Annotated in this window: 12 protein-coding genes; 9 read left to right on the top strand and 3 right to left on the bottom strand. The window is 45.6% G+C overall.

Going from position 1 to position 17,753, the window contains the following annotated elements:
- The first annotated feature begins 50 nt into the window (after positions 1-50).
- The 5 genes from treR (at position 51) to PTQ21_RS18820 (ending at position 7,568) form a co-directional block, all read left to right on the top strand.
- Positions 51-761, top strand: a complete 711-nt coding sequence (gene treR, locus PTQ21_RS18800) for a trehalose operon repressor (RefSeq protein ID WP_079694432.1) — start codon at positions 51-53, stop codon at positions 759-761.
- Positions 762-1,190: 429 nt separating this feature from the next.
- Complete coding sequence (locus PTQ21_RS18805; protein ID WP_371121417.1) at positions 1,191-2,123, top strand: glycoside hydrolase family 5 protein; 933 nt, start codon at positions 1,191-1,193, stop codon at positions 2,121-2,123.
- A gap of 251 nt (positions 2,124-2,374) precedes the next feature.
- Positions 2,375-4,444, top strand: a complete 2,070-nt coding sequence (locus tag PTQ21_RS18810; RefSeq protein ID WP_274566683.1) for a bifunctional aldolase/short-chain dehydrogenase — start codon at positions 2,375-2,377, stop codon at positions 4,442-4,444.
- Positions 4,445-4,462: 18 nt separating this feature from the next.
- Positions 4,463-5,734: an L-rhamnose isomerase gene (gene rhaA, locus PTQ21_RS18815; RefSeq protein ID WP_064638766.1), complete on the top strand. Its 1,272-nt coding sequence runs from the start codon at positions 4,463-4,465 to the stop codon at positions 5,732-5,734.
- Positions 5,735-5,894: 160 nt separating this feature from the next.
- The gene (locus PTQ21_RS18820; RefSeq protein ID WP_090949566.1) at positions 5,895-7,568 is read left to right on the top strand and encodes a ribonuclease J; all 1,674 of its coding nucleotides are present in this window, start codon (positions 5,895-5,897) and stop codon (positions 7,566-7,568) included.
- 142 nt (positions 7,569-7,710) lie between these two features.
- Here PTQ21_RS18820 and PTQ21_RS18825 read toward each other — a convergent pair whose 3' ends face one another.
- Positions 7,711-8,793 carry a bifunctional 3-deoxy-7-phosphoheptulonate synthase/chorismate mutase gene (locus tag PTQ21_RS18825; RefSeq protein WP_274566688.1) on the bottom strand — a complete coding sequence of 361 codons (1,083 nt, stop codon included), beginning with the start codon at positions 8,791-8,793 and terminating at the stop codon, positions 7,711-7,713.
- Between the two features lie 578 nt (positions 8,794-9,371).
- Between PTQ21_RS18825 and PTQ21_RS18830 the strand changes: the two genes are divergently transcribed.
- The 3 genes from PTQ21_RS18830 (at position 9,372) to PTQ21_RS18840 (ending at position 13,994) form a co-directional block, all read left to right on the top strand.
- On the top strand, positions 9,372-10,355 hold the full coding sequence (locus PTQ21_RS18830) for a LacI family DNA-binding transcriptional regulator (RefSeq protein ID WP_063563502.1): 984 nt from the start codon (positions 9,372-9,374) through the stop codon (positions 10,353-10,355).
- 169 nt (positions 10,356-10,524) lie between these two features.
- Positions 10,525-12,000, top strand: a complete 1,476-nt coding sequence (locus PTQ21_RS18835) for a glycoside hydrolase family 32 protein (RefSeq protein ID WP_274566689.1) — start codon at positions 10,525-10,527, stop codon at positions 11,998-12,000.
- A 26-nt stretch (positions 12,001-12,026) separates the two neighbouring features.
- The gene (locus PTQ21_RS18840) at positions 12,027-13,994 is read left to right on the top strand and encodes a sucrose-specific PTS transporter subunit IIBC (protein ID WP_063563504.1); all 1,968 of its coding nucleotides are present in this window, start codon (positions 12,027-12,029) and stop codon (positions 13,992-13,994) included.
- Between the two features lie 105 nt (positions 13,995-14,099).
- On the opposite strand, the gene PTQ21_RS18845 is transcribed toward PTQ21_RS18840, so the two are convergent.
- Positions 14,100-14,546, bottom strand: a complete 447-nt coding sequence (locus tag PTQ21_RS18845; RefSeq protein ID WP_083584564.1) for a hypothetical protein — start codon at positions 14,544-14,546, stop codon at positions 14,100-14,102.
- A gap of 379 nt (positions 14,547-14,925) precedes the next feature.
- On the opposite strand from PTQ21_RS18845, the gene PTQ21_RS18850 reads away from it, so the two are divergent.
- Positions 14,926-15,363: a hypothetical protein gene (locus PTQ21_RS18850; RefSeq protein ID WP_072732634.1), complete on the top strand. Its 438-nt coding sequence runs from the start codon at positions 14,926-14,928 to the stop codon at positions 15,361-15,363.
- Between the two features lie 136 nt (positions 15,364-15,499).
- Here the strand turns inward: PTQ21_RS18850 and PTQ21_RS18855 are convergent, their stop codons facing one another.
- The gene (locus PTQ21_RS18855) at positions 15,500-17,224 is read right to left on the bottom strand and encodes a cellulase family glycosylhydrolase (protein ID WP_274566691.1); all 1,725 of its coding nucleotides are present in this window, start codon (positions 17,222-17,224) and stop codon (positions 15,500-15,502) included.
- Between the last annotated feature and the right edge of the window lie 529 nt (positions 17,225-17,753).

Below are 17,753 nucleotides of genomic sequence, written 5' to 3' on the forward strand. Positions count from 1 at the left end.
TAGGTTGCCAATATGATATAAAAAAGGGTAATGGACAGTGGTGATGAATGATGAATAATAAATTTATCCGAATCTATGAAGATATTGCAGCTCGTATTCGGACTGGAGAAATTGAAGCAGGTACGCTGCTTCCCTCGGAACTTGATTTATCGGAAAGTTATCAAACGTCTAGAGAGACAATTCGCAAAGCGCTTAAAATGCTGTCTGAAGAAGGTTATATTCAGAAAATTCAAGGTAAGGGCTCCATTGTATTGGATATACGTAAAATTGATTTTCCTATTTCGGGCCTCGTCAGCTTCAAGGAACTGGCTAAAAAAATGGGACATCGGGCCAAAACGTACGTTAAGGTTTTTGAAGAAAAAAAGGTTGATCAGGCCTTGTTCAAGAAAATCAATTTTGGCCTGAATGAAAAGGTCTGGGAGATCAGACGTGTACGGCAAGTGGATGGCGAACATGTCATTCTCGACAAGGACCATATAAGCCAGAGGCTTATTCCCGGTTTGAGCAAGGAAATATGTAATGACTCCATCTTCGAGTACATTGAGGAAGAGCTCGGGCTGACCATCTCTTTTGCCAAAAAGGAAATATTGGTGGAGGAGCCCACTGCTGAGGATAGGGAATTGCTTGATCTCGAAGGATTCCACAATGTAGTTGTGGTTAGAAGTCAGGTTTACCTGGAGGATGCAAGTCAATTCCAGTTCACAGAGGCAAGGCATCGCCCGGACAAGTTCAGATTTGTGGACTTTGCCCGGCGTAGATGATATCCATTGACCATGGATATGAAACAGAGAGTACCTATTCACTTCTTTTAGGGGTGAACGAGGTGCTCTCTTTGTTTTGAAAACGATTTGAAGTGTTTAGGGGGTCGATAGCCAAATAGGGAGTGTTGATGGGGAGGTAGCGAGTACAAAATAAATTCCTTATCATGGTAAAAATAACTTGACCGGTAAGCGTTTTCGTTTTATTATATGTCCATAACCTTAACGATTAAGTAAATAAAATTAAATTATGTATCTTACATAAAGTTATTTATTTATAAATAATAACTTTATAAAATTATGGGATACTCTTGATTTTAGTTAACTTATTGCCTTGAGCAGGGTTAATTGAAATAAATAAAAAAATGTAGGAGGTTCTAGCGAATGGTCAAGTTGCAAAAGTGTACAGTCTTTACCGTAATAGCTGCACTTATGTTGGTGATTCTGGGGAGTGCTGCACCCAAAGCGTCTGCTGCTACAGGATTTTATGTAAGCGGAGGCAAATTGTACGATTCCACTGGCAAGGCATTTGTTATGAGAGGTGTCAATCATGGACATTCATGGTTTAAGAACGACCTGAACACGGCTATTCCTGCAATTGCCAAAACAGGTGCCAACACCGTACGGATTGTGCTCTCCAATGGCGTGCAGTACACCAAAGACGATCTGAACTCCGTTAAAAACATCATTAATGTTGTAAGCGCAAACAAAATGATTGCGGTGCTTGAAGTACATGATGCAACAGGTAAGGATGACTATAATTCGTTGGATGCAGCAGTGAATTACTGGATTAGCATCAAGGAAGCACTCATTGGCAAAGAAGACAGAGTTATCGTAAATATCGCGAACGAATGGTATGGAACATGGAACGGTAGTGCTTGGGCTGATGGATACAAAAAAGCAATTCCGAAGCTGAGAAATGCCGGGATTAACAATACGTTGATCGTGGATGCAGCGGGCTGGGGGCAGTACCCGCAATCCATCGTGGATTATGGACAAAGTGTATTTGCAGCAGATACACAGAAAAATACTGTGTTTTCGATTCACATGTATGAATATGCCGGTAAAGACGCGGCAACCGTAAAAGCCAACATGGAAAGCGTATTAAACAAAGGTCTGGCCCTGATCATCGGTGAATTCGGTGGATATCACACGAACGGAGATGTCGATGAATATGCGATCATGAAATATGGTCAGGAAAAAGGGGTAGGCTGGCTCGCATGGTCCTGGTATGGCAACAGCTCTGATTTGAACTATTTGGACTTAGCTACGGGTCCTAACGGAAGTTTGACATCCTTTGGAAACACGGTTGTAAACGACACTTACGGAATCAAAAATACTTCAAAAAAAGCAGGGATCTACTAGGGTCTATAGGGTCTAGCTTTTCTAAAAAGATTCATCTACTCAACGAGAAGCATTGAGCATGTTCTGTGCAAGAAAATCTCTTCCAAACACTCTGACCAACACGTCAGGGTGTTTTTTATTGAAAAAAAAATCATCAAAACAGAAACTCTTTTGAATTTTTCCGTTTATATTTAAAATCTTTTGTTTTCAAAACAAAACAAAGATGATAAACTCTGATTAGGAATAAAACAAACATTATCGGAGGGGAACAAATGGTACAGAGTTTATGGAATTCATCACAGGCTTCGGAGAAAACAACCGGACTGGAGCAACTGGTCTACCGATCCAATCTGATTGGGTCAGATCGCCGTGTATGTAACATTTTCGGAGGCAATACGTCTACCAAAACGACGGTGAAAGATTTTCGCGGCTGTGATATAGAAGTGATGTATGTAAAAGGCAGCGGATCTGATCTGGCTTCTATGCAGGCGAAGCATTTTACAGGCCTTGGACTCGAAGATATTCGTCCATTAATTGAACGGGAATCCATGTCGGATGAAGAGATGGTCGAATACCTGGGTCATTGCATGATCGATTCCAAACACCCGCGTGCATCCATTGAGACGTTGCTGCATGCATTCCTTCCATATAAACATGTGGACCATACCCATCCAGATGCGATTATTAGTCTGTGTTGTGCAGATAACGGAAAAGAACTAGCGAAAGAGATTTACGGGGATCGATTTGTATGGGTTCCTTATGTGCGTCCAGGATTCACACTATCCAAGATGATTGCTGAAAGCGTATTCTCGAATCCCAATGCCGAACTGGTTCTGATGGAGAAGCATGGACTTGTGACTTGGGGAGAAACATCGGAAGAATGTTACGCCCAGACGATCAAAATTATTAATGAAGCGGAAGCCTTCATTGAAGCACGTGTTGACGAAGGAAGCCTGTTTGGCGGAGAGAAGCATCCTGCGTTTGAGGCAGAAGTGCGTCGCCAGATCGTATCCAAAGTAATGCCGACCATTCGGGGAGCGGTATCGGATAGCAAAAAAATGATTTTGTCCTTTGACGATCAGGAGGATGTGCTTGCCTTCGTTGGAGGAGTGGATTCGCCGAAGCTGTCACAGGTAGGCGCGGCGTGCCCGGATCATTTGGTGCACACCAAAGTGGTACCTCTATTCATCGATTGGACACCGGACGCGGAGGATATTGAAGGGCTGAAATCCAAACTGGTGGAAGGCGTAGCCGCCTACAAAGAACAATATCAACACTATTTTGAGAGCAACAAAAATGATGGTGACGTGATGTTCGAAGCTGCACCTCGCGTCATTCTTATCCCAGGTGTGGGCATGATCAACACAGGCAAGAGCTGGGCACTGTCCCAGGTGAGCGGGGCATTGTATCATAGAGCCATTGCCGTGATGCGGGGTGCGACAAGTCTGGGCCAATTCGTATCCCTCAGCGACAATGAATCCTACAATGTGGAGTACTGGCCGCTTGAGCTTTACAAATTATCGCTGGCTCCGGCGGAGACTGAGTTTTCCCGCAAAGTGGCGTTTATTACCGGGGGTGCCGGTGGAATTGGAAGTGAAACCGCACGCAGATTGGTATCTGAAGGGGCACATGTCGTTCTCGCGGACCTCAACCTTGAAGGAGCACAGAAGGTAGCTCAGGAAATTAACGACCAATATGGTGCCAATCGAGCATATGCATTGAAGATGGATGTAACGGATGAGGAAGCCGTGCAATCTGCGTATGCCGAAGTTGCTGTACAATATGGCGGCTTGGATATTATCGTGAACAATGCAGGCCTGGCCACCTCTAGTCCGTTTGACGAAACATCGTTAAAAGAATGGAACTTGAACATGAATGTGCTGGGTACTGGGTACTTCCTCGTGGCACGTGAAGCTTTCAAGTTGATGAAACAACAGGGGATTGGCGGCAGTATGGTATTTATCGGGTCCAAAAACTCAGTCTATGCGGGTAAAAGCGCCTCAGCTTACAGCTCGGCCAAAGCACTTGAGGCTCATTTGGCCCGCTGCATCGCGGCGGAAGGTGGGGAATACGGTATTCGTGTAAATACGATTCTCCCGGATGCCATCCTGCAAGGTTCAGCGATCTGGAACGGTTCATGGAGAAATGAACGTGCAGCAGCCTATGGTATCGAACCAGATCAACTGGAAGAGTACTATCGCAAACGTACAACTTTGCTCGTCAATATTTATCCGAGAGATATTGCGGAAGGCATCGCCTTTTTTGCCTCTTCCAAATCAGAAAAAACAACCGGTTGCATGATGACGATTGATGGCGGTGTACCAGCAGCATTTACACGATAATAAGGAGGGTTCTCGCACATGGAAAATCAGGTCAAGCAAGCATATGAAGCAGCCAAATCATTATATGCTCAGCATGGAATTGATACGGATGAAGTGCTGAAGAAGCTCGCGGAGATCAAAGTGTCTGTTCACTGTTGGCAAGGGGACGATGTAAAAGGTTTTCTGAATAAAGATGGGGAACTTACGGGTGGAATATCCGTTACAGGTCAATATCCGGGGGCTGCAACGACACCCGCAGAGCTTCGGGCAGACCTGGAGCAAGCCTTCTCCATGATTCCCGGCAAACATAAGGTCAATTTACACGCGATCTATGCGGATACGGACGAACAAGTAGAGCTGGATCGGATTGAGCCGAAGCATTATGAGAACTGGGTAAAATGGGCCAAAGAACAAGGGCTCGGTCTGGATTTCAATCCAACCTGTTTTTCACATGAAAAATCAAGTGACGGTTTCACGCTAAGTCATTCCGATCCGGCGATTCGCAAGTTCTGGATTGATCACTGCAAAGCATCCCGCCGCATTGGCGCTTACTTTGGCGAGCAGCTGGGCCAGACTTGTGTAACCAATGTATGGGTGCCGGACGGGTTCAAGGATAATCCGGTCGATCGCATGACACCGCGGAAGCGGCTGAAGGATTCACTAGATGAGGTATTTGCCGAGAAGCTTGATCCCAAGTATCATCTGGATGCGGTCGAGAGTAAGCTGTTTGGCCTCGGCTCAGAAGCGTATGTCGTTGGTTCTCATGAATTCTATATGGGCTATGGACTGCAAAATGATACGTTAATCTGCCTTGATGCCGGACATTTTCATCCAACGGAAGTTATTTCTAACAAACTATCTTCACTGGCCCTGTTTACCAACGGCATTCTGCTGCATGTCAGCCGTCCAATGCGTTGGGACAGTGACCATGTTGTCATTATGGATGATGAGCTGCTGGAAATTGCTCGCGAATTGGTACGTCATGATCTGCTTCCAACGACACATATCGGACTCGATTTCTTTGATGGAAGCATCAATCGAGTTGCTGCGTGGGTAGTTGGCACACGCAACACCATTAAAGCATTGCTACGTGCGATGTTGGAACCTGTGGATGCTCTGAAATCAGCGGAGCTGGAAGGGGATTACACCCTTCGTCTTGCTTTGACAGAAGAGTTTAAGTCCTATCCTTTCGGCGCGATCTGGGATTATTATTGCGCCCAGCAGCAAGTACCTGTACGTGAACAGTGGATTGCTGAGATCAAAACCTATGAGCAGGAAGTTTTACTTCAACGAGATAAATCTTTCGTATAGGATGATGCAGGCCACGGTGGAGAAGTTTTCCACTGTGGCTTTTTTGCATGGAAACAGCTGCGAAATGCATAACTGCGGTCAGAATTTCCATACTAAAAATACATAGAAAAATGCAAAGCTTCAATGCTAGTACTGCAACGTAGAGGAGGATGCATCCGATTTGAATCTCGCCCACAACAAATTGTATATCGCGGCACTTGGCGGCTTGAATGAAATAGGTAAGAACATGTATCTGATCCAATATAATCAGGACATCATTGTCATCGACTGTGGCTCCAAATTCCCGGATGAAACCCTACCGGGCATTGATCTCATCATTCCGGATGTGACGTATCTGCTGGAAAATCAGGACAAGGTAAGGGCGCTTGTGGTTACCCATGGACATGAAGACCACATTGGCGGCATTCCCTATTTGTTAAAACAAATCAATATCCCGGTGTATGCATCCAGACTGACACGAGGATTAATTGAACTGAAACTGAAAGAGCATGGGCTGCTGCGCAAAGCAGATCTGCATACGGTTGATTCCAAATCCAGCATTACGCTGGGTGGAATTCAGATTTCTTTTTTTGCGACCAGTCACAGCATACCGGATTGCCTGGGTATTTTCTTTCAAACACCTGGAGGAAATGTCGTCCATACCGGGGATTTCAAGTTTGATATGTCACCTGTAAATGGGCCGTATCCCGATCTGCACCGTATGGCCGAGATTGGCAAACAAGGTGTACACGTGCTGTTGTCCGAGAGCACCAATGCAGAGAGACCGGGGTTCACCCCTTCCGAGCGTGTCGTAGGTGACCACATATTGGACGCGTTTATTCGTGCCAAACAAAAAGTGTTTATTTCTACCTTTGCGTCCAACGTAAGCAGGGTTCAACAGATTGTAAATGCAGCGTTCGAGACGGGGCGCAAGCTGGCTCTGCTGGGTAGAAGCATGCTTAATGTAGTGTCCGTAGCTAGTGAACTGGGATACCTGGATGTACCAGAGGGGCTGCTCATTGAGGCCATTGATTCGGACCAGTTTCCACCTGATGAGGTCGTTGTGCTCTGTACGGGAAGTCAGGGTGAAACGATGGCTGCTTTATCCCGTTTGGCGGCCTCCAAACATCCTCATGTGAAGATTGCACCTGGAGATACCGTCATTATTGCCGCTGGGGCGATCCCGGGGAACGAACGCAATCTTGCGCATGTCATTGATAATCTGTATGTGCTCGGAGCACGCGTCATTTACGGTTCAAGCGGAGCAGCAGGCATGCATGTATCAGGACACGGCAGCCAGGAAGAACTCAAACTGATGCTGACCCTGATGAAGCCTGATTATCTAATTCCAGTTCACGGTGAGTTCCGCATGCTGTATCAGCATAGACAACTGGCGGAGTCCGTGGGGATCGAACGGGATCATGTATTCATCGTGAACAATGGGGATATGATTCAGTACAAAGACAGCGTGGCATCTCCTGGTCCCAAAATTGCTTCAGGCAACAGTCTGGTCGACGGTCTGATCATGGGCGACGTCGGGAATATCGTGCTGCGTGATCGCCGGCAACTGTCATCCGATGGAATGCTGGTGATTGTGACTACGCTGAGCAAAACGGAGAAACATATGGTGACAGCGCCTGAGATTATTTCCAGAGGTTTTGTGTTTGTGAAGGATTCTGAGGAGTTCATGAAAGAGATTCATGAGCTGGTTCAGAACAAGATGGATGAGTTAACCGGAAGCGGAGCGAATCAGTGGAATGTGATCAAAAGAAAGCTGAAAGACGAGATCGGTCATTACATCTACGCCCAGACAAAACGAAGACCAATGATTCTGCCCATTATTATTGAGGTTTGAGAAAGTGGAGCAGAGCCGATGTATAGAGATTAAGATGTGGATTAAAATTAAGATTAAGATAGTCAAAAGCCTGAGAAATGTAGGATCATACCGTTTTTCGTATGAACCACACATTTCAGTCAGGCTTTTATTGTTAACTAACCTATTGATCCTTCAGCAATCCAGATTGTCTCACAGAGGAGAGGAATTGGTGGAACTGCTCGATATTTAATTGCTGCGCGCTATCCGAGAGGGCTACGGCCGGATTCGGATGAACCTCAACCATAACGCCATCTGCACCCGCAGCAAGTGCTGCCTTGGCACAAGGGGCAAGGATATCTTTGCGCCCTGTAGAGTGGGTGACGTCCACAAGCACAGGCAGATGGGTTTCCTGTTTCAGAATCGGCACGGCAGAGATGTCTAGTGTGTTTCGTGTTGCTTTTTCATAGGTGCGAATGCCGCGTTCAATCAGCATAACTTGTTTGTTCCCGCGGGAGACAACGTACTCCGCAGCATGAACGAATTCATCAATGGTTGCCGCCAAACCACGTTTCAGCAGAATAGGAATCTTAACATCCCCGGCAGCCTTGAGCAGTTCAAAGTTTTGCATGTTACGGGCACCGATCTGGATGACATCAATATACTGGCCAGCCAATTCAATATGACTTGGATGCACAATCTCACTAATTGTCTTCAGTCCGAACTCGTCGGCAACTTCCTTCAGAATTTTCAATCCTTCGATTCCGAGTCCCTGGAAGTCATATGGAGAAGTACGAGGTTTAAATGCACCTCCGCGCATTACGGTAATGCCGGCCGCTTTCAGCGCTGCTGCGACCTCGCGTACCTGCTCATAACTTTCAACCGAGCATGGGCCAGCGATCATAATGGGTTTGCCTGCGCCAACCTTGACGTTTCCGATGGAGACGACAGTATCTTCCTGCTGATTTTTGCGGCTAACGATCAGCTGTTTCTTGTGTTCGTCGACCTGAAGGTTCAGGGAAGCCTGGAAAATCTGTTTGAACAGAAGTTTGATGGCATCGTCTTGGAAAGGCCCAGGATTGGCAGCAGTCAGTTCCTCCAGCATTTCTTTTTCGCGAACCGGATCAAATTTGGGTACACCCTGTTTTTCCTTGATTTGACCAATTTCCTGTGTAATTTGGGCCCGTTCTGACAACAAGTGCAGGAGGTTATGATTAATCTCACTCAATCGGCCTCTTAATTGTTCCAAGTTCATGCTTTGATCCATGCTGATCCACTCCTTCAATTTAAATTTATGAAAAAACACAAAAAGGCCCTTCATCCGTAAGGGACGAAGAAGCCGTGGTACCACCCTAATTAGAAACGGTCCTGCTGATTGAATACAGCCGATCTGTTTCTCACTTTGACCTTTTAACGCAAGGAACGGATTGTCCTAGAAGCTATATCCATGAGGAGCAGCTCTTCAGCAATCGGCTCGGGAGTGAACTTCGGCGGCATGTTCCTTTCGGGTGCTCTCAGTCTTCGGCACCACGTCCCTGTAATGAACGATAACTCCGCGTACTCTTTCCGTCATAGCCTGTATGAATAATGATATTCGGTTCTGTATTTCATGATGCACGTTATGAATTGAAGTTATACTAGCATCTCATGTTCATTGTCTGCAAGAAGCTGAATTAATGCCATGCATCAATAACGCTTTACCGTGACGCATTGCACATGCACGTTCAGAGTTGCGGAGATTTACTAATATCTCCATGGGAATAGTATTCGCAAGGGTTTGCCATTCGAAGTATAATATAAGGTAATATAAGTGAATTCAAGCGAATGAGAATAAGAGGAGATGTTATGAATAAAACGATTTCGGATATCGCCCAAATGGCAGGCGTGGCGAAGAGCACCGTCTCTCGTTTCCTGAATGGTGGTTCTGTTAGTGACGATACACGGCAGAAAATTGAGCGCATTATTAAACAATACAATTACGTTCCCAATACGTTCGCACAGAGTCTTAAAGCCAAAAAAACCAGTATTATTGGAACGGTTGTTCCTCGTCTGGATTCCTTTGCAACCTCTCAGACATTGATCGGCATCGATGAAGAATTAAGAAATAATCAGTATCAGATGCTAATCGCGAATACGAGCCAGGATATGCAGCGCGAGATTGATGCCATATATGACTTTGCCAGACAGAAGGTATCCGGCATTATTCTGCTTGCCGCAGAAGTGACCGATGCACATCTCAAAGCTGTTGAAGACATCGGAATTCCGGTGCTATTGGTAGGGCAGCAGCATGAACAGTTACACAGTCTGGTTCATAATGATGATCAGGCGGGGTATGAGATGGGTAAACATGTTGTGGAAAAGGGCCATCGGAAAATCGTCTATATTGGTGTTACCGAGAGAGATCAGGCAGTGGGTATCCATCGCAAACAGGGGTTCAAGCGTGCGATCGACGAATGCGGTGGATGTGATGTGACATATTACGAGACAAGCTTTAAAATGTCCGAGGCGATCATTACCGCAGAAGCGATTTTGAAAAAAAGCAAACCGACGATTATTGTGGGCGCAACAGATAACATCGCACTGGGTGTGATGAAGATTGCTTTTTCCAATAAGATACAAATCCCGCAGGATTTATCGGTTACCGGATTTGGTGGTTATGAAATTACCGAGATGATTCATCCTACACTAACGACAGTAAAATATCATTATTTTGAGGCAGGTCAAGTGGCAGCCCAGCACATTATTCGTCTGGTACAAGGCGATCCGGTGGAGCAGTGCACGATTCTTGATGTGGAGATTATTCCACGAGAAAGCGTTGACAAGATATAAATGAATCCTTTATGATAATTCCATCGAACCGGTTCCACTCCGAATATCCATTAAGGATATGGGAACACGGTGGCAGGCGAAAAAGCTATATGGAATTATTTTTTTGAGCGTGTTGGAACCGGTTCCTCTGATTTAGGTTTTACTTTTCGCTAGGATGGAGAACACTTTTATGAAAATGACTAGAGAGCAACGCTACAGACGAATCGAACAGGCAGAGCCTGGAGAAATAGGCAAGCTGGAAGCTTTGATCTCTGCTTGTCCGTGGAGACAGCATTACCATATCCAGCCGATAACCGGACTGCTTAACGATCCTAACGGATTCTCTTATTATCAGGGATATTATCATCTGTTCTATCAGTGGTTCCCGCTCGGGACCGAGCATGGAATGAAGTATTGGTACCATACCCGTTCAACGGATCTGGTGCACTGGGAAGAAGTCGGAATCGGAATCGAGCCGGGCGACACATATGACTCACACGGGGCATATTCGGGCAGTGCTATTGAAAAAGATGGCCAACTCAATCTGCTATACACAGGCAATACAAGAGATGAGGACTGGATCAGGCATCCGTATCAGTGTCTGGCGATTATGCATGAAAGCGGTTCAATAACCAAAGTGCATCAACCTGTGATCTCTGAAGTACCTTCTGGCTACACGGAACATTTCAGAGACCCCAAGGTTTGGCAGCAGGGTGACACTTATTATTGTGTAATTGGAGCCCAGCGTGTAGATGAAACGGGATGCACCGTATTATATCGCTCGTCAGATCTCAGAAACTGGACGTTTCTTGGAGAGATTCATACTGGGCTACCTAACTTTGGTTACATGTGGGAGTGCCCCGATTATATGGAGATGCAGGGTAAGGGTGTGCTGATCTTTTCGCCACAAGGAATAGAGAGTCAGGGAGATGAGTATCACAACATTTTTCAGTCGGGCTATCTGATTGGCGAACCACTGGATCTTCAGACAAGGCACTTCGACCATGGTCCGTTTCAGGAGCTGGATCGTGGATTTGATTTTTATGCCCCGCAGACGATGCAGGCGCCAGATGGAAGACGAATTTTGGTAGGCTGGATGGGACTTCCCGATTTGGAGTATCCGACAGATAAGAGTGGATGGGCACATTGCCTAACAATTCCGCGGCAGTTGTCACTCCGGGAGGGGAAATTAATTCAGCAGCCAGTCTCTGAAATGGTGAAGCTGCGTGGGGATTCTGAAGGGACTCACATGGAATTCACAATGGATCATGAGACTCGATCTTTCGCAGACTTTGCTGGAATGGCTTATGAATTGGAATGTGAAATCCGTAATTTTGACGCAGAGGTTGTAGGCATTGAATTGCGGGCGAGTGCAGAAGAGAAGACCGTGTTGCAGTATGATCGGTTGACTCAGAAAGTAACCCTGAATCGTTCGCAGTCAGGCGCCACGCTCGCGGATCAGAACGGGAATATTCGGCGCTGTGCATTGAATGCAGACGTGCTGAAGTTCCATATCTTTGTGGATTCTTCTTCTGTTGAGATCTTTGTCAATGATGGAGAAGAGGTATTCACAAGCCGTATCTTCCCAAGCAAGGAAAGTGTGGAGATTCGCTTCTTTGCACATAGGGGTAAAGCAGGATTTCAGGCATCAAAATGGGATTATTAGATATAACGTGAGAGGAATGAAGAACCATGTCGGATAATCAGCAGATTGCCCAGGACGTTATTCGTGCCATCGGGGGCAAAGAAAATATCGCATCATTTGCACACTGTGCAACACGTCTTCGGATCATGGTGAATGACAAGGACAAGATCGATCAGAAGCAGGTCGAGAACATCGACAAAGTGAAAGGGGCCTTTTTCAACTCGGGCCAGTATCAGATCATTTTTGGAACAGGAACAGTGAACCGGATATTTGAAGAGGTTGAGAAGCTGGGCATCGAAGGGTCTTCCAAGGAAGACGTGAAGAGTCAGGGCAAAAAGGAAGGCAATGCTTTTCAACGGGCCATTCGCACGTTTGGTGACGTTTTTGTACCGATTATTCCTGTGCTGGTCGCAACGGGGCTCTTCATGGGTCTGCGCGGGCTGCTCACTCAAAATGAAATTCTATCGCTATTTGGTGCAACACCGGAGGACATTTCGCCCAATTTCTTATTATTTACTCAAATCCTGACGGACACGGCATTTGCATTTCTGCCTGCACTGGTAGCCTGGTCTGCGTTCCGCGTGTTTGGCGGGAGTCCGGTTCTCGGCATCGTTTTGGGTCTGATGCTTGTGAATCCGGCGCTGCCGAACGCATACGCTGTGGCAGATGGATCAGCACAACCGCTGCATATGTTCGGATTCATACCAGTGGTCGGGTATCAGGGTTCCGTACTGCCTGCGTTCTTCGTCGGATTGATCGGAGCGAAGTTTGAGAAGGTTCTGAGAAGACGCGTGCCAGAGGCGCTTGATTTAATTCTTACCCCTTTTATTACACTGACGGTCATGATTACACTTGGTCTCTTCGCGATTGGTCCGGTTTTCCATTCCCTGGAGGAGTGGGTTCTGCATGGAACAACAGCCGTATTGGGACTGCCATTTGGTATTGCGGGCATTATTATTGGTTTCTTCCATCAAATTATTGTTGTTACCGGTGTACATCACATCTTTAACTTTCTGGAGATTCAATTGCTGGAGAAAACGGGCTTTAATCCGTTCAACGCGATTATTACATGCGCTATGGCTGCGCAAGGAGCAGCTTGTCTGGCGGTGGGGTTGAAGACCAAAAATACAAAGCTGAAAGCACTCGCACTGCCTTCGTCATTCTCTGCATTTCTAGGGATTACCGAACCTGCTATCTTCGGGGTTAACTTGCGGTATATGAAACCGTTTATCATGGGCCTTGTCGGAGGCGCTGTCGGTGGATTTATCGCGTCATTGTTCCATTTGCAAGGTACAGGTATGGCGGTGACGGTTATTCCGGGCACCCTGCTGTATTTGAATAGTCAATTGCCTTTGTACATTTTGTCCAACGTGGTGGCCATGGGAATTGCATTTGCACTTACCTGGTTCTTCGGATATAAGGATCAGCCGGTTGCGGAGGAAGTTCCGAGCAATGCTGGAGATGAGAGCAAGACGGAAGTTCTGTCGCAAAAGTCAAACTCCTCTGCCAGCCAGGCCGCTAACCATCGCACCAAGGTAGATTTGTTGGAAATTGCATCACCGATCACAGGCACAGCTGTTGCTTTGGAGCAGGTTCCTGATCCTGCATTCTCGGAAAAGCATATGGGAGAAGGGATCGCTATCGAGCCTTCTGAGGGCAAAGTATTTGCACCTTTTGACGGCGTCATCGCTCATGTGATGAATAAAAGCAAACATGCCGTAATCCTGGAACATGAAACCGGTGTTCAGATGCTTGTGCATATTGGAATTAATACCGTTGGACTGAAGGGTGAAGGTTTTACCGCATATGTGAATAGCGGAGACACCGTAACCGCAGGTCAACTGTTGATTGAATTTGACATGGAAGCGATCCAGGCTGCCGGGCTGCCATTGATTACACCTGTGCTCATCCCGAATGGGAACGAAAAGATCGAACAGGTGATGCCAACTACGACCGGCCCTGTTCAAGCTAATGGAGAAGCACTAATCGTTGTGAAATTTACTGAACCGCAATAAGCGTAAACTTTTGAAAAAGACAGGTCGAAAAATGCAAAAAGACCCGGTGTATATCACCAGGGTTTCTTTGCATTTTTATGTATCTTTTCTTCTAAACGGAAGGTGTCAAAAAGAATAATACGTCAGTGCGTATTGCATCATAAAGGCACGAATTTCTTCCCGGTTTAACATCACATCAGATGTGCTGGCTTGCTCCAGGTTAAGAAGCAAATTGCTGACGGCTTCATGCAGGAAAAGCATGCGTTCATTTCCCCATAGCTCTTGATGCTTCTGGATATAATGCATGACCTGTGACAGCTCCATACCTTTTAAGGCCCTGAACACCGAAGCCCATTTTACCAGATCAGAGGGATGGGAGCCCACAGGCAATTCAAATTCGGCAAAACCATGAACATTCCCGCATGAGATTTTGAACAATCCACAGTAGCAGGATGAACGTTCCTGCGCTATGAAGGGTAATTTTCGCATATCGTACCGAATAATCTCCATGGAACTAATTCGGGTATCAACACAAATCTCCGTTCGAATTTCCACATCACAATCTGCGATCACACGCTCCAACCTCCATAGGCAAAATCATCTTATTGTTTTCTATTGTTTTTGTTATCCTGCCGATTATATTACGACTGAACACAGCTCAAGTAAAATCAACCGGAATGGATATACGCCTGATTTTCCGATTTTTGGTATAGAATTCACACATGTAAGCGATTAACAAGTGATATATCTTCGTTTTGGACACGAATAACTCGATTTTTTCTTCCGCTTATGACAGACAGAGCAACATGCCGCATGACTGCGAAAAGAGGAGATTAGGCAAGAATTGCTCACCTGGATTGTCTGGAATCGATCAGAACGGTGCAGAAATCGGATGCAGTTGAATTGCAGAGATGCAGACAGAGGACTATGATTCGCACATAACGTACTCCAGATGGCATTTGCAGGATCTGATGTGAAGGCGAGGTTGGCGGCAATGGATGAAGCAATGATGGTGGTATCGACAGGACACGGTGAGGCGGGAAAGAATTTTGTGGATGTATTACTGAAGAGGGGATTTGCAGTTGTCGTGCTTGTACACAGCGAAGAAGAGGGGGAACAACTCCAGTCGCTTGGTGCAGTCACCGTGCGCTACATTCAGGAAATGGCATTCCGTAATCAGCTTCCGCCAGAATTTGTAGTGAAAAACGCCTTTGTATTCGAAAATAGCTTGCCGCAGTGCTGCCAGGACATTGAGCTGTGTCGCAGCTTGTGTCCGCAACAACTCTATGTCGTTTCTACCAACAGGGCACCTGTTGAGCTTGTTTATAAAGGTCTGGGAGCAACATATGTCATTCACAGCCGGAGTGGAGATGTTTCATTTTTATTGTAAAGGTACGATAGTGGCTCCTCGTCGCCAGTCAGATTAACCAAGTATAATAATGAAAAACGTTCTGCCCAGAGCCTCTTGCCCTGGACAGAACGTTTCGTGAATTCCAATATGCTGTAGATTGAGTTGTAAAATCCAATTAGGAAGAGATTCCGACAACACTGGAACCATTCTTTGTAATTTTGTACGTAATTACGTCTCCGCTCCAGAAGTGGAACTTGAGAATGACTTCTCCATTATTCGTTTCGTTGAAGAAGTTTTGTTTCAGTTCAATGACGTTGCTACTATAATTCGGACTGAAAGCGTAGGAAAATTCTTTGAATGAAGTCCAGTTTTGCGGACCCGCGTTTCCGCCACTTGTATAAGTTGCTTCCATGGTGGCCAACTGATTGCCGTTAAAGGTAGTCGGAATCGCAAACGAGCTCGTTGTGCCCGTTACATTGCTCAGTTTAGGCGTGTCATACTTGATGATATTCAGGTTCCAGTTTGCACCTTTGTTGAATTTGACGGTCAACTTGGCATTAACCCCAAGATTGCCTGAGGTGGTCAGTCTGGTTAACAGGCTTGATTTCAATGTCAGCACATCACCACTGATCGTGTAATCTGTACCTTGAACAAGGGTAGTGCTGCCATTAGCAAGAGAGCTAAATGTATTGCCATTGAGATTCAGTTTTACTGTTTTATCCTGAATTGCAGCCCCTTTTTTCAGATAAACCAGATCGGATTCAGCTGTGGAAGAGCGACCTGTCCAGCTTGCTTTCATTGTGTTATACAGATCCTGATCAGACCAGGTGAAGCTGGTACGGCCAAAATGCTGTCCATTATCCCATAACATGGTGGTCATCTGTTTCTGACGCAGGTATTGGCCGATAAATTCGAAGAATTTCAGTTTCTCACCTTGCTCGATGACACCTGTGTGCTGATCAAAGCCGAGTAAGCCATACTCACCGACGATAACCGGAATACCTTTGGCTGTGAATGCATTGTACACTCGGTCAAATGTAGTCGTAATATCCTGTTGCACTTCAGCATTATATTTGGTGTAACCTGCGATATTCACACTGAATGGCCAGAAACCATAGTAGTGAACGGTAGCGATAATGTTAGGGTCATTCAATTTCGCAATTGTTTGAGATAATGCATCGAGATCTGGTTGAGCGGAAGAAGTATGCATCGTTGGGAGGACCAATGGACGTGTTGCATTGTTGCCGCCGGATGCTCTCACGATGTTATGAAAAGATACATTCAACTCATCCAGCAAAGCATACGCTGTAGCGGTATTCGTTGTACCACCTTCGGTGAAGCGTGGTTCATTTACACTTTCGAATATCAGCTTAGTGGATGAGTTTTTGAATTTGTTTGCAATTTGAGTCCAGGCAGAGTTATAACGTGCAAGGACATTGGCATGGTCATTCTCCATATAGCTGATCCACTGCCATGAATCGTGATGGATATTGATCATGACATACAGATTGGCATCAAGCGCCCAGTTTACAACCTGTTGTACACGGTTCATGTAAGCGGTATCAATAGTATAGTTAGGAGCTCCACCTATATGAGCTTGCCAGGTCACTGGAATACGAATGCTCTTGTAGCCTTGATTGGCGATATTTTGAATCAGTTGCTGAGTAATCAGCGGGTTACCCCATGCCGTCTCATCTGCACCAACAGCGTCCAGCGAGTTACCCAGATTCCAGCCCGGCTCCATCGCAGTAACATAGGACTGAATATTGGTTGGAGCAGCGGCTGAACTTGCCTGAATCGAGTCATCAGTAGCAGCAGAAGCGATGGCCGATGAGAAGAGGGACAGGATCATCGCAGTCACGAGCGTGAGTGAGAGAGCCGATTTGCGGTTGTTTTTCATTAACATATTCTCCTTTGAGTTATAATCGTTGAACTAAAATAGGATGCTTGCAAAGATTGGCAATAAAGCTCAACAAAAAACAAGCCGTAAGCTTGTTAAAAACGCGGATCACCTCCAAATCAAAATTACTGAAAGCGTTTTCTGAATTGAAATATATCATGCTTTAATAGAAGATAATACCAGTATAATTGGTTGATATTTCATATAAAAATTAGTGGTTATTACAATTTTGGAATATTATATGTGGTGCACGAAACGGGTTTTTTTGCATGAAAAACCTCCGTGGACAATAGCATGAACTCTACTTGAGATCGATTACTGATCCTTCTAGTCTTCGCTTAGTATTCGATGCGTCTTCGAATGTTGCAGGGACAACGTTCCATGCAGATGCAGAATATATATCACGCTTATTAAATTGACAATGGCCCTAATTCTTGCTAAAGTTTTATCCAATCCGCATAATTGTGATCTGGGAATGTTACCGATATGGGCATAACCTGAGCTGGCTTGTATACACTGCAACGTGTAT

Origin of the sequence: Paenibacillus marchantiae, assembly GCF_028771845.1 — a bacterium.
Classification (GTDB): Bacteria; Bacillota; Bacilli; order Paenibacillales; family Paenibacillaceae; genus Paenibacillus; species Paenibacillus marchantiae.

Coding starts and splice junctions, on each gene's coding strand:
- PTQ21_RS18850 (WP_072732634.1), top strand. CDS start 14,926: ATGGCATTTGCAGGATCTGATGTGAAGGCGAGGTTGGCGGCAATGGAT.
- PTQ21_RS18825 (WP_274566688.1), bottom strand. CDS start 8,793: ATGGATCAAAGCATGAACTTGGAACAATTAAGAGGCCGATTGAGTGAG.
- PTQ21_RS18835 (WP_274566689.1), top strand. CDS start 10,525: ATGAAAATGACTAGAGAGCAACGCTACAGACGAATCGAACAGGCAGAG.
- PTQ21_RS18805 (WP_371121417.1), top strand. CDS start 1,191: ATGTTGGTGATTCTGGGGAGTGCTGCACCCAAAGCGTCTGCTGCTACA.
- rhaA (WP_064638766.1), top strand. CDS start 4,463: ATGGAAAATCAGGTCAAGCAAGCATATGAAGCAGCCAAATCATTATAT.
- PTQ21_RS18855 (WP_274566691.1), bottom strand. CDS start 17,224: ATGAAAAACAACCGCAAATCGGCTCTCTCACTCACGCTCGTGACTGCG.
- PTQ21_RS18810 (WP_274566683.1), top strand. CDS start 2,375: ATGGTACAGAGTTTATGGAATTCATCACAGGCTTCGGAGAAAACAACC.
- PTQ21_RS18830 (WP_063563502.1), top strand. CDS start 9,372: ATGAATAAAACGATTTCGGATATCGCCCAAATGGCAGGCGTGGCGAAG.
- treR (WP_079694432.1), top strand. CDS start 51: ATGAATAATAAATTTATCCGAATCTATGAAGATATTGCAGCTCGTATT.
- PTQ21_RS18840 (WP_063563504.1), top strand. CDS start 12,027: ATGTCGGATAATCAGCAGATTGCCCAGGACGTTATTCGTGCCATCGGG.